Origin of the sequence: Streptomyces sp. AC550_RSS872, assembly GCF_019049285.1 — a bacterium.
GTDB lineage: Bacteria > Actinomycetota > Actinomycetes > Streptomycetales > Streptomycetaceae > Streptomyces.
This window is the reverse complement of sequence record NZ_JAGMUL010000014.1, coordinates 95,897-108,485: the sequence shown is the minus strand read 5'-3', so window position 1 is coordinate 108,485 and position 12,589 is coordinate 95,897. Positions and strand designations below refer to the sequence as shown.

Annotated in this window: 8 protein-coding genes; 6 read left to right on the top strand and 2 right to left on the bottom strand. The window is 70.7% G+C overall.

Features of this window, described 5'->3' with window-relative positions; all coding sequences use genetic code 11:
• Nucleotides 1–61: 61 nt before the first annotated feature.
• A complete protein-coding gene (locus tag KUM44_RS05425; protein ID WP_217206582.1) occupies nucleotides 62–889 on the top strand; it encodes an endonuclease/exonuclease/phosphatase family protein in 828 nt (275 codons plus the stop codon).
• 206 nt (nucleotides 890–1,095) lie between these two features.
• Here KUM44_RS05425 and KUM44_RS05420 read toward each other — a convergent pair whose 3' ends face one another.
• A complete protein-coding gene (locus KUM44_RS05420; protein ID WP_217206581.1) occupies nucleotides 1,096–2,613 on the bottom strand; it encodes a CehA/McbA family metallohydrolase in 1,518 nt (505 codons plus the stop codon).
• A gap of 236 nt (nucleotides 2,614–2,849) precedes the next feature.
• Between KUM44_RS05420 and KUM44_RS05415 the strand changes: the two genes are divergently transcribed.
• The 4 genes from KUM44_RS05415 (at nucleotide 2,850) to KUM44_RS05400 (ending at nucleotide 8,684) form a co-directional block, all read left to right on the top strand.
• Nucleotides 2,850–4,028 carry an acyltransferase gene (locus KUM44_RS05415; RefSeq protein WP_217206580.1) on the top strand — a complete coding sequence of 393 codons (1,179 nt, stop codon included), beginning with the start codon at nucleotides 2,850–2,852 and terminating at the stop codon, nucleotides 4,026–4,028.
• Nucleotides 4,029–4,138: 110 nt separating this feature from the next.
• A complete protein-coding gene (locus KUM44_RS05410; RefSeq protein WP_217206579.1) occupies nucleotides 4,139–6,775 on the top strand; it encodes a bifunctional FO biosynthesis protein CofGH in 2,637 nt (878 codons plus the stop codon).
• Nucleotides 6,776–6,853: 78 nt separating this feature from the next.
• The gene (locus KUM44_RS05405) at nucleotides 6,854–7,414 is read left to right on the top strand and encodes a hypothetical protein (RefSeq protein WP_217206578.1); all 561 of its coding nucleotides are present in this window, start codon (nucleotides 6,854–6,856) and stop codon (nucleotides 7,412–7,414) included.
• Between the two features lie 94 nt (nucleotides 7,415–7,508).
• Nucleotides 7,509–8,684, top strand: coding sequence for a DUF418 domain-containing protein (locus KUM44_RS05400; protein ID WP_217206577.1), 1,176 nt, complete (start codon nucleotides 7,509–7,511; stop codon nucleotides 8,682–8,684).
• 7 nt (nucleotides 8,685–8,691) lie between these two features.
• Here the strand turns inward: KUM44_RS05400 and KUM44_RS05395 are convergent, their stop codons facing one another.
• On the bottom strand, nucleotides 8,692–9,180 hold the full coding sequence (locus KUM44_RS05395) for a DUF2165 domain-containing protein (protein WP_217206576.1): 489 nt from the start codon (nucleotides 9,178–9,180) through the stop codon (nucleotides 8,692–8,694).
• Nucleotides 9,181–9,230: 50 nt separating this feature from the next.
• Here KUM44_RS05395 and KUM44_RS05390 point away from each other — a divergent pair, with 50 nt between their 5' ends.
• On the top strand, nucleotides 9,231–12,581 hold the full coding sequence (locus KUM44_RS05390) for a tetratricopeptide repeat protein (RefSeq protein ID WP_254389070.1): 3,351 nt from the start codon (nucleotides 9,231–9,233) through the stop codon (nucleotides 12,579–12,581).
• Nucleotides 12,582–12,589: the final 8 nt, after the last annotated feature.

Here is a 12,589-nt window from a genome sequence, read left to right as displayed (position 1 = left end):
GAGCGTCGAACTGTTGCTTCAATGGTCCCCCACGCGGCATGACGAGAGCGGGTGGCTGCGGATGAGGGTCGTGACCTGGAACCTCTGGTGGCGCTTCGGGCCCTGGGAGGCCCGGCAGAAAGCCATCCTCGCCGAGCTGCACGACCTGCGCCCGGACGTCGTCGGCCTCCAGGAGGTATGGGCCGCCGACGGCGAGAACCAGGCCGAATGGCTGGCATCCGAACTCGGCATGCACTGGGCCTGGGCCCCTTCACCCGCCCCCGAGCGCTGGCGCCACCGGATCGGCGACCCCACGGTCGACATCGGCAACGCCGTACTGAGCCGCTGGCCGGTCACCGAGCGGCGCACCCTGCGCCTCCCGGCCCCCTCCGATATCGACGACGGCCGCCTCGCCCTGTTCACCCGCCTGGCCACGCCGTCGTACGACATCCCCTTCTTCACCACCCACCTCACCTCGGCCCTGCACGCCTCGGCCATACGCTGCCGCCAGGTCACCGCGCTCGCGGAGTTCATCGCCGAGAACCGTGGCGACACCCCCTTCCCGACGGTCGTCACCGGCGACTTCAACGCCTGGCCCGACTCCGACGAGATCCGCCTCTTCGGCGGCAACCGCACCGCACCGGTCGTGCCGGGCCAGGTCTTCTTCGACGCCTGGCAGTACGCCGACCCGGCCGCGCCCGCGGTCACCTGGGACCGCGCGAACCCGTACGTCGCGGCAGGCCCGGAGCCGGGCGTACGGATCGACTACATCCACGTGGGGCCGCCCGGGACGGGCGGGCTGGGGGATGTGCGGGGCGTACGGCGGGCGGGGGACGGGCCGGTCGATGGCATCTGGCCGTCGGACCATGCTGCGGTGGTGGCGGATCTGGGGGATGGGCCGATGCCCTGACGCTTCCGCAGCCGGCCTCCAGAGCCGCTCGAAGCTGTGGCCGAAACATGGCGACGAGGACCCGTCCGACAATAGATGGTGGATGGTGTGCCGAACTTGGCGTGATCGCGATGACCCGTGGCCGAGATCAGCGCTGAGTATGGACATCATCGGCCGACAACGAGCCCGGGCAGGCCGGATGAGGCGGACGTCGAACACCCTGGCCCCTATTGACGCCCCAGGAAGATCGGATTGGTGAACGCCGCCAACACCCCCGGCAGCGGTCCCACCGCCGCCTCGTGACGCAGCTCCGCCCGTACGTAGGCCGCGTACGAGGGCGTCGTACGCCACTCCACGACCCCTGAACCGGCCACCGGCAGCGGCGGGCTGGTGAACAGGACGCCCTGGTCGGTCACGAAGCGGACCGTGCAGCGGGGGGCGCCCGAGGCCTCGAGGCGGACCGTGACCGGGGCGTTCCGGTCGACCTTCAGCCGCTCGCCGATGCCGGCGTGTTCGCCCTTCGCGCCGGACACACCGAAGGTCAGGGAGACGTTCTTCGACTCGGCGACGTACGACCGTCCCGCCTTGATGCCCTCCTGGATCGCCTCCCGCGTCAGGTCGTCGGCCAGGACCACCGTCTGCGGGCTGCCGACCGGGTCCGGGTCGCGGTGGGCGTCGCTGTTGCCCATGGCCGGGATCCAGTCACGGCCCTCCCGCACCGAGGCCACCAGCATGCTGTCCCAGTCGGCCAGGGACACCTCGTCGTCCGGCGTGTAGGGCCCGTTCCACACCTCGACCGCGTCCGCCTCGCCGAAGCCGAACTTCCAGTTGCAGCCGACGCAGGTGGCGTGCGGGTGGGCGGGCACGACGAGGCCGCCGGCCTTGCGGATCTGCCGGGCGAACCGGCCGAAGCGGTTGTCCCGGGCCCGGTAGCGCCAGTCGATGAACGTCCCCGGCTCGACCCCGAGGGCCACCACGTGGCCGTTGCGGGTCGTGATCTCCTCGCCCAGCATCACCAGCAGGTCGTCGCCCGCCACGTCGGCCCAGTGCGCGTGCGCCGAGTGCGTGTTGTGCTCCGAGCTGTTGATGAAGTCCAGGCCCGCCGCCCGCGCCAGCGCCGCGATCTCGGCGGGCGTACGGCGGCCGTCGGAGTACCAGGAGTGCAGGTGGCAGTCGCCCCGGTACCAGGCGCGGCCCCGGCCCTTCGCCCGCTCCGGCGGGTACGTCGGCTTCACGGCCTCGCCGGGCTCGCCGTACGTCAGCGTGATCGTGAGCTCGTACGACAGGCCCTGCGGCGCCACCGTGTAGGGCCCGAGGGCGATGGACCACGTGCCCTCCCGGACCGGCCCCGGGATGTATCCCGGCGTCGCGTCGTCCGCCCGGATGAAGAACTCGGTCCTGGCGCCCCCCGACCAGCCCCGGAAGCCCTTCCCGCCCAGCTCCGTGCCGCGCTGGTCGAAGATGCCGATGTCGAGGGCGTTGCCCGGGGTGCCGGCCGGGACGGACGGCTTCTCGTAGGTGTAGGAGACCTTGATCTCCCTTACGCCGGACGGGATTTCGAGCGGTACGTACACGAAGTCGGGGGCCCCGGGCGGCAGGGTGCCGCGTACCGTCCGCGTCTCCTGGTTGCCGTCGGCCGCTGAAGCGAAGCTCACAGTTCCCAACGTAAGCGCGGCGGCGGCTCCCGTCACGAACAGTGCGCGTCTGCCCAGGCCCGCGTGGCCCGCGTGGTTGTCCTCGCACATGCTGCTGCTCCCCAGGTCGTCGTGAGTGACATGGCTTGGGTGGTGCAGGGGTGGTGCGTGCAACCCTCGTATTCAGCCGTGAACTGCGGGGCAAGGGAAGGGAAGCGGCAGCTTTCGTGCCATCGGCCGGGCGTAGACGTGCCACGGGCCTTTTCGTACAACGCTTCAGTCCGTGATGAGGTCGTGTATGCCGTGCCGGCGGACAGTACGAGCAAAGGGAACCGAAAGGTGTATGGATGTATCAAAAAGACCTCTGCGGGGTGGACGACGCCGCCACGCAGACCAAGACGCTCCCGAGCAGGGCATCCTCGGGACGGGTGATCCCGGCCCGACGGGAGGTCCACAACCGGCTCGCCGCGCTGGACGGACTTCGGTTCCTGGCCGCACTCGCCGTGGTGCTCTTCCACTTCGTCGGCCAGACCCGCTGGGGGATGATCGACATATGGGGCCGCCCATGGCAGGCCACGTTCCCCGAGGCGCACGGCTATTTCGCCTACGGGCGGCTCGGTGTCGACCTGTTCTTCATGATCAGCGGCTTCGTCATCTGCATGAGCGCCTGGGGGCGCAGCCCGCGTGACTTCTTCATCTCACGCGTGACCCGTCTGTTCCCCATGTACTGGATCGCGATCGCGGTGGCGGCGACCGTCATCTACGTGTTCGACACCCCGTTCGGGCGCCCCCACCCACGTGTGCTGCTGGCCAACCTGACCATGTTGCAGACCCCGCTGAAGGTGGACAACCTGGACTCCGTCTACTGGACGCTGTGGCCGGAGCTCTGCTTCTACCTCACCTTCTCGGTCGTGGTGTGGAAGGGCCTGACCTACACGCGGGTCGCGGTCTTCTGCGGTGTATGGACGGTCGCGGCGGTACTCGCGCCGAGCGCCGGCATCCCCCTGCTGACGCTGCTGGTCAACCCGACCTCGGCGCCGTTCTTCATCGCGGGCCTGGCCTTCTACCTCATGCACCGCTTCCGGCCCACCCCCCTGCTGTGGGGCATCGTCCTGATGCAGTGGCTGCTGGCGCTGCACTTCATGCTCGCGCCGCACGGAGGGCGCAACAACTGGGACACCTGGACTCCGTGGCGCGGATGGCTGGTCCTGGTGGTCACCGTCTTCTTCGTGCTGATCGCCGTGATCGCGCTCGGCTGGACTCGCCGCATACACGGCAGGGGACTGACCGCGCTCGGCGCGACCACCTTCCCGCTCTACCTGCTGCACGACCCCATCGGCATGACCATCGCCCACCACTACGGCGACCGGGTCAACCCCTGGGTGCTGGTCGGCGTCACCACGACCGCTCTGATCGCGCTGTCCTATCTGGTGCACCGTTTCATCGAGCGGCCGATGGCCAGGTCCGTACGCCGCTGGCTGAACTCGGCCTCGTTCGGCTTGCAGCCACCACGTGAGCGCGTCTGACGTCCCGCCCGCCGACCACAACGCACCCGCCCCAGGCAACACCCCCAGACCACCCCCAGACCACCCCCCGACCCCACTGAACCGGCGAAGCCCCTCCGTATGCTCGAAGGATGACGACTTCCGCGACCTCCGGAACCGGCTCGACACCAGGCCCCGACGAGCGCCCCACCGAGCGTCCCGGCGCCACCGGCCCGACCGAGAACTCCATGCGTCGCGCCCTCAAACGCGCCCGGGACGGCGTCGCGCTCGACGTCTCCGAGGCGGCCGTCCTGCTCCAGGCCCGCGGCGGGGCACTCGACGACCTCGCCGCGTCGGCCGGCCGGGTGCGGGACGCGGGCCTCGAAGCCGCCGGCCGGCCCGGCGTCATCACGTACTCGAAGAGCGTCTTCATCCCCCTCACCCGACTGTGCCGTGACAAGTGCCACTACTGCACCTTCGTCACCGTGCCCGGCAAGCTGCGCCGGGCAGGGCACGGGATGTTCATGTCCCCCGACGAGGTCCTCGACATCGCCCGCAAGGGTGCCGCCCTCGGCTGCAAGGAAGCCCTCATCACGCTCGGCGACAAGCCGGAGGAGCGGTGGCCGGAGGCCAGGGAGTGGCTCGACGCGCACGGCTACGACGACACCATCGCCTACGTCCGCGCCATCTCCATCCGGATCCTGGAGGAGACGGGGCTGCTGCCCCACCTCAACCCGGGCGTCATGACCTGGACCGACTTCCAGCGGCTCAAGCCCGTGGCCCCGTCGATGGGCATGATGCTGGAGACGACCGCGACCCGGCTGTGGTCCGAGCCGGGCGGGCCGCACCACGGCTCCCCGGACAAGGAACCCGCCGTCCGCCTGCGCGTCCTGGAGGACGCGGGCCGGTCCTCCGTGCCCTTCACGTCCGGGATCCTGATCGGGATCGGTGAGACGTACGAGGAGCGGGCCGAGTCCCTGTTCGCGCTCAGGAAGATCTCCCGCTCGTACCACGGCATCCAGGAACTGATCATCCAGAACTTCCGCGCCAAGCCGGACACCGCGATGCGCGGCATGCCGGACGCCGAACTGGACGAACTCGTCGCCACGGTGGCCGTCGCCCGGCACATCCTCGGCCCCGCCGCCAACATCCAGGCACCGCCCAACCTCGTGGACAGTGAGTACGAGCGGCTGATCACCGCCGGCATCGACGACTGGGGCGGGGTCTCCCCGCTGACCATCGACCACGTGAACCCCGAACGTCCCTGGCCGCAGATCGAGGAGTTGGCGCAGCGCTCGGCGGCGGCCGGGTTCGAACTGCGTGAACGCCTCTGTGTGTACCCGGAGTTCGTGCAGCGCGGCGAGCCCTGGCTGGACCCGCGGCTGCGCCCGCACATACGGGCGCTGGCCGACCCGGAGACGGGACTGGCGGTCCCGGACGCGACCGTCGAGGGCCACCCGTGGCAGGAGCCGGAGGAGGCGTTCGTCGCGTCCGGCCGTACGGATCTGCACACCACCATCGACACCGAGGGCCGTACGTCCGACCGCCGCGACGACTTCGACGAGGTGTACGGCGACTGGGGCGCCCTGCGCGAGGCCGCCGCGCCCGGGATGGTGCCGGAGCGCATCGACACCGACGTCCGCCAGGCGCTGCGTGTCGCCGCCGACGACCCGACCCGGCTGACCGACGACGAGGCGCTGGCGCTGCTGCACGCGGACGGCCCGGCGCTGGACGCGCTCACGCGTGTCGCCGACGACGTGCGCAAGTCGGCGGTCGGTGACGACGTCACGTACATCGTCACCCGGAACGTCAACTTCACCAACGTCTGCTACACCGGCTGCCGCTTCTGCGCCTTCGCCCAGCGCCGCACCGACGCCGACGCGTACACCCTCTCCCTGGAGCAGGTCGCCGACCGCGCCCAACAGGCCTGGGAGGTGGGCGCGGTGGAGGTGTGCATGCAGGGCGGCATCCATCCCGACCTGCCCGGGACGGCGTACTTCGACATCGCGAAGGCCGTGAAGGAGCGTGTGCCCGGCATGCACGTGCACGCCTTCTCGCCGATGGAGGTCGTGAACGGCGCCACCCGCACCGGCATGTCGATCAGGGAGTGGCTGAGCGCTGCGAAGGAGGCGGGCCTGGACTCCATCCCCGGCACCGCCGCCGAGATCCTCGACGACGAGGTCCGCTGGGTCCTGACCAAGGGCAAGCTGCCGACGGCCACCTGGATCGAGGTGATCACGACGGCCCACGAACTCGGCATCCGCTCCTCGTCGACGATGATGTACGGCCACGTCGACCAGCCGCGCCACTGGCTCGGCCATCTGCGCACCCTGGCCGGCCTCCAGCAACGCACCGGCGGATTCACGGAGTTCGTGACCCTCCCCTTCATCCACACCAACGCCCCGGTGTACCTGGCCGGCATCGCCCGTCCGGGCCCGACGACCCGCGACAACCGGGCGGTCACGGCCATGGCCCGCCTGCTCCTGCATCCGCACATCCCCAACATCCAGACCAGCTGGGTGAAGCTGGGCACCGAGGGCGCGGCGGAGATGCTCCGCTCCGGCGCCAACGACCTCGGCGGCACGCTGATGGAGGAGACGATCTCGCGGATGGCGGGTTCGTCGTACGGCTCGTACAAGTCCGTACGTGATCTGGTGGCCGTCGCGGAGGCGGCGGGCCGCCCGGCCAGGCCCCGCACGACCCTGTACGGCGAGGTCCCGGAGGAACGGCAGAGGGCGGCGGCGGCCTCGGACGGGCATCTTCCGGAGCTGTTGCCGGTGCTGGACTGAGGAAGTCCGCCGCGCGGGGGTCGGTACGATGATCCGACCCCCGCTGGAGGGGTTCCCGTAGCTTGTGCAGCTGAGGAGATGCGTGCCGTGCCTGCTCCCAAGGTCTGGGTGACCGGTCTGACGGTGGGAGCGATAGCCGCCGTCACCGTCCTCGCCGTACAGGCCGACAAGGGGCCGCACCCGACGGCCACGGCGGCCCGCCCGAGCGCGTCGGCGTCGCCGGGCGCGAGCCCCGCTCCGTCCAAGTCCGCCAAGTCCACCGCCGTGCCGGACGGCTCGGGCACGGGCCGCCGGATCGTCTACTCCCTCGGCCAGAAGCGGGTCTGGCTGGTCGACGCGAGCGACGCCTCCCGCCGTACCTTCACCGTCTGGCCGGGCACGGTGAGCCCGGACCCCGGCACCTACGCGGTCTCCTCGCGCACCATGGCCACCACGGGCTCGGACGGCGTGCAGATCGAGAACATCATCTACTTCGCCGCGAAGTCCGGCGTCTCCATCGCCTTCTCCAACGCCGTGGACGGCTCCTCGCCCCCGCCCGCCGAGGGCAAGCAGACCGGCGGGGTCCGGATGCGTGCGGCCGACGGCGACGCGTTGTGGACGTTCGGGGAGACGGGCACGACCGTGGTCGTGGTCAAGTAGGACCGCTGCCGGGAGGCCACTGCATCTTTCGATGTAGGCCAGGTTCGACTTCGCTCATGACGACTCCGCCCGGTGGCGCAGTGACGATGAGTGCATGACGCACACGGACGCGCGGGTGACACGGACACCGCAGGTCGCCCCCACGGGCCGACGACTCCCTCTCCTCGACGTACTGCGCGGGGCGGCCATCCTGGGCACGCTGATGACGAACGTATGGATCTTCACCGGTCCCGGCGCGGAGTGGGGAGCCTTGCAGTCCGGTTCGTCGGCGGGGGTCGTCGAAGGAACGTTCAGCGTGCTGGCGAACGGCAAGTTCCTGTCGCTGCTGACGGTCCTGTTCGGCGTCGGTCTGGCCATCCAGTACGCCTCGGCGGCGCGGCGCGGGCAGCCGTGGCCGGGGCGCTACCGGTGGCGGGCGCTGTTCCTGTTCGCCGAGGGCACGGTGCACTTCGTGCTGGTCTTCGCCTGGGACGTGCTCATGGGGTACGCGGTCACCGCGCTCCTGGTCGCCTGGCTGCTGACCCGCTCGGAACGGGCCCGGCGACGGGTGATGTGGTGGGCGGCGGGCATCCATCTGACGCTGATGGCCCTGCTGACAGCGGCCCTGGCCCTGACCGGCGACAACTCCGACGACACGGTCTCCGACAACGCGGTCTCCGAGGAGGTCGTGGAGCTGTACGCGCACGGCAGCTACTCGGAGCAGATCACCTTCCGTCTGGAGAACGCGATCGCGCTGCGCATGGAACCGGTGCTCACCTTCTTCCTCCTGCTCTTCCTCTTCCTGCTGGGCGTGCGGCTGTTCCGGGCGGGCGCCTTCGGCGCGGACGAGACGGGCCGCCGCCTGCGCTCCCGCCTGCTGGCCTGGGGCCTGGGCCTCGGCCTGCCCCTCAACGCGGCGGCGACCCTGGCCGGCCAGGACTACTTCCTCCTGGCCCGCTACGCCGCCGCCCCGCTGCTGGCCCTCGGGTACATCGGGCTGATCGGCGCCCTGGTGGACCGGGTACGGAAGCCGGGCCCGCTCATGACGGGCCTGACCTCCGTCGGCCGCACGGCCCTGTCCGGCTATGTCCTCCAGAACCTGCTCTGCGTGCTCATCTCGTACGGCATCGGCCTGGGCCTGGCGGAACGGCTCGGCGACACGGGTCCCTGGTGGGTGGTGGGCCTGTGGGTCACGGTGTGCGCCATCCTCATGGCGGGCTCCACCCTCTGGCTGCGGCGCTTCTCGGCAGGGCCCCTGGAGTCGGTCCAGAAATGGGCCCTGCGTCACTGAAGCGGTGTCAGTTGTCGCGCGGCAGGTGGTTGACGATCAGCACCACGCCGCTGAACAGGAACACCCGGGTCGCCGCGTCGAGCCCGTTCCAGTCCCCCGACTGCCACATGGAGAACCACTCACCACCGATCGCGATGAACCCGGCACCGAACAGCAGCATCAGCATCAGCAGACCGTAGGTGGAGAACCGACGGGCACGGGCGACGTCGCGCCGGGCCCACAGCCACGTCCCGTATATCAGCACGAGCGCGGCGACGGTCTCCCAGACGATGATCGCGACGTAGGCGGCGTTCTGAAGTGCCTTGCTGGTGACGGCTCTCCACATCAGGTCCTCGTCCTTGAACGTCGTATCCATCGCCAGGACGTGCTGCACGAACTGCTGGTTCGTCCCGAAGTCGGTGATGTTGCCGAAGGCGACGAGGGCGATGTAGAGGGCCGCGGTGGCGGTGAGGAGGGTGGCGGCCAGGTGGAGGGTGGTGCGTGGGGGTGTGGTCATGCAGATCATTTTCCGTACTGCGCCGGGGGGCGGGAACCCATTGAGCCAGAATGACGGGAGCCGGTCGGGCCGAGGAGAGGGGACGCGGGATGGCGCAGGCGCGGCCGTCGATGCAGGAGCTGATCCGGCAGGGCAGACGGGCCGGGTTCGTGGGGCGGAACGCCGAACGGGCCGCGTTCCGGGCGAACTTCGACGTCCCGCCGCAGGACGAGCGGCATCGGTTTCTGTTTCATGTGCACGGAAACGCGGGTGTCGGCAAGACCTTTCTGTTGCGGGAGATGGAACAACTCGCCCGCGAGAAAGGTGCGCTCACCGCGTACGTCGATGAGAGCGTCGGCAGTGTGCCGGAGGCGATGACGGTGATCTGCCGTCAGTTCGCGGGGCAGGGACACAGGTTCAAGGAACTCGAGCGGTTGCTCGCCGCCCATCGGGAACGACGGCATGAGGCGGAGGCCGCTGTCGCCACGCTGGAGCCCGAGCCGCAGGTCCCGTCGGCCGGCAGCACGGCGGTGATGCGGGCCGGGCTGGTGGGGCTGGGCATGGTGCCGGGGGTCGGCGCCTTTGCCGGGGCACTGGACGCGGCCCAACTCGCGCAGGGCGCCGACCGCTTGCGGGCGGGGCTCAGTTCCCGCTTCCGGAATCAGGACGACGTGCAGCTGGTGCTGTCACCGGAACGCGTGCTCACCCCGGCGCTGCTCACCGAACTGTCCGACGCGGCATACGCGGCGCCGTGGATCGTCCTGTTCTTCGACACGTACGAACGCACCGGCCCGTTCCTGGACGGCTGGCTGCACGAGGTGATGACCACGGACCGGCATGGCGCGCTGCCCGCCACGGTCGTCGTGGTCACCGCCGGCCAGCACCCCTTCGACACCACCCGCTGGGGTGGCTTCGCCGACTTCATGACCGATGTGCCGCTCGGCCCGTTCACGGAGGCCGAGGCGCGCGGACTGCTCGCCGACAGGGGAGTCGTGGCCCAGCCGGTCGTCGAGGAGGTGCTCCGCCTCACCGGCGGACTGCCCGTGCTGGTCTCGACCCTGGCCGAGCAGCGGCCCGCCGACCCGGACGACATAGGTGACCCCAGCCCCACCGCCGTCGAACGCTTCCTGAAGTGGGAGCAGGATCCCGTACGCAGGGCGGTGGCCCTCGCCTGCGCGCTGCCCCGGCGCCTCGACTTTGATGTCTTCCGGGCAGCCGTGGACTGCCCGGACGAGGACGTCGACCCGCTCTTCGGCTGGCTGCGGGGCCTCGCCTTCGTGGACGACCGCGGGGACCGGCTGCGCTTTCACGACCTGGTGCGTGAGCCGATGCTCCGGTTGCAGCGGCGGCGCTCTCCACGAGGGTGGACCGAGCGCCACGAGAGGCTCGCGGGTGTCCTCGGCCGCTGGCGCGAGGAGGCGGCGAGCGGCCTGAGCCCCTACGCGGAGTGGACGGACGAGCCGTGGCGTGAACTGCGACTGGAGGAGACGTACCACTTGCTGTGCGCCCGCCCGCGCACGGCACTCGGCGGGGCGCTGCGGGATCTGGTGTGGGTGTGCGGTGCCGATGAGGTGGCCGGTCGCCGCTGGGCGCTGATGCTGGCGGAGGCGGGCGACGCGACGGACGACCCCACCCTGCGCGAGTGGGGCCGACTGCTGCGCGAGGCGCTCGCGGACGACGCGACCGCGATGACCAAGGTGGCGGACCTGGTCCTGTCCCGCCCCGGGCTGGACCCTCGCGGGCGGGCGGTCGCGTACACGTTCCGGGCGAGGGAACTGCGCCACGAGGGAAAGTACGAGCTGGCCCTGGCCGATTCCGACCGGGCGATCGAGCTCGATCCGGAGCTGACCCCGGCGTACGTCGGCCGCGGTCTCGCCCACCGAGCCGCCGGTGACTTCCCGGCGGCGCTGGCCGCACTCGACCGTGCGGACGAGCTGACGCCCGACGATGCGTTCATCATCGCCGAGCGGGCGCAGACCTGTCGGATGGCGGGCCGTTTCGAGGAAGCCGTCGCCGGCTTCGACCGGGCTGTCGCCCTCGACCCGACCGATCCCGCGTTCCTGACGGCCAGAGGGGTGTGCCGACAGGAACTCGGGCAGTACGACAAGGCGCTCGCCGACTTCGACCAGGCCGTGCGTCTCGACGAGGACCACATGTGGCCGCTCGTGCGCAGGGCCCGGCTGCGCCGGGTAAGGGGAGAGCTGGACGAGGCGTTCGCGGACTTCGACCGCGCGGTCCGCATCGCGCCCGACTCCGCCTGGGTGGCCTCGGAACGCGGGGACGCCTACCGGCTCACCGGCAGGTTCGAGGAGGCCGTCACCGAGCTCGGCCGGGCGATCGCCCTCAAACCCGATTACAGCTCCGCGCTCGCGAGCCGGGGCTGGTCCCAGCATGAGCTGGGCCGGCACGAGGAGGCTCTGGCCGATCTCGGCGCAGCCATCGAACTGGACCCCGACTACGCCTGGGCGTTGGTGATGCGAGCTCGGGTGAGAGACGGACTGGATGACCAGGAGGGCAGGTTCGAGGACCTCCGGCGAGCCGCTGAGGTGGACACGGCACAGGGGTGGGCCGCCGGTGAGCTGGGCGAGGCGTGCCTCCTCGCCGGCCGTTACGACGAGGCGCTCGCCGCATTCCACCGGGCACTGGAACAGGATCCGGACTACGACTACGCGTGGGCTTCCCTCGGGGCGACCCACCGGGCCCTGAAGAACTACGAGGAGGCCCTGCGGTGTCTGGATCGCGCGTTGGCCTTGGACCCGGACTACGCGTGGGCCTACGGTCTGCGGGCGCGCGTCTGTCTGGCGACCGGGCGGAGCGAGCAGGCCCTCGCCGACCTGGACCGGTGCGTCGCCCTGGGGTCGGAGGCCGACTGGGCACGCAGCACGGCCATCCAGACGCTGGTGCTGTGCGGCCGCTGGGAGGAGGCGTCGGCCCGTCTGGCCGATGCGGAAGGGGCTGGGCCACCCGACGGAGCCGACCTGGACGATCTACGCATCGAGATGCACCGTCACAGCGGACACTGGGCGCAGGCGCGGCAGATCGCCGAGCGGCTGCGCGAGGCGGAGCCGCTCGCCGGAACCTTCCAACTGGCCTTGACCGTGAGCCGGTCCGAGGGACTGCGGGCCGCTGAACCTCTCTGGCGGGAGTTGGCTCGCGCGGTGCACGAGGACGACGAGCTGGAGGAACTGGAACGCGCCCAGGGGCGGTTCTTCATCGCCTGCGCCCTCGCCGAGTGGGCCGACGCCGACGGAGGACTGGCTGATCTGCTCGCCCTGGAGCCCAGTTGGGAGGAGCTGGCGCCTGTCGCCGCCGTCCTCACCGACATCCTGGACAGCCCGGACACGGACCGCACCCGCCTCGCCCCTCGCCTGGCGGCGGTCACCGAGGCATGCGAGGCGGTGCGGGCGCGTTACGCGGAATGACCCGCGAG

Bases quoted from the DNA above. Each gene is read 5' to 3' on its own strand.
- KUM44_RS05410 (WP_217206579.1), top strand. From the start codon at position 4,139: ATGACGACTTCCGCGACCTCCGGAACCGGCTCGACACCAGGCCCCGAC.
- KUM44_RS05415 (WP_217206580.1), top strand. From the start codon at position 2,850: ATGTATCAAAAAGACCTCTGCGGGGTGGACGACGCCGCCACGCAGACC.
- KUM44_RS05395 (WP_217206576.1), bottom strand. From the start codon at position 9,180: ATGACCACACCCCCACGCACCACCCTCCACCTGGCCGCCACCCTCCTC.
- KUM44_RS05405 (WP_217206578.1), top strand. From the start codon at position 6,854: ATGCGTGCCGTGCCTGCTCCCAAGGTCTGGGTGACCGGTCTGACGGTG.
- KUM44_RS05420 (WP_217206581.1), bottom strand. From the start codon at position 2,613: ATGTGCGAGGACAACCACGCGGGCCACGCGGGCCTGGGCAGACGCGCA.
- KUM44_RS05390 (WP_254389070.1), top strand. From the start codon at position 9,231: ATGACGGGAGCCGGTCGGGCCGAGGAGAGGGGACGCGGGATGGCGCAG.
- KUM44_RS05425 (WP_217206582.1), top strand. From the start codon at position 62: ATGAGGGTCGTGACCTGGAACCTCTGGTGGCGCTTCGGGCCCTGGGAG.
- KUM44_RS05400 (WP_217206577.1), top strand. From the start codon at position 7,509: ATGACGCACACGGACGCGCGGGTGACACGGACACCGCAGGTCGCCCCC.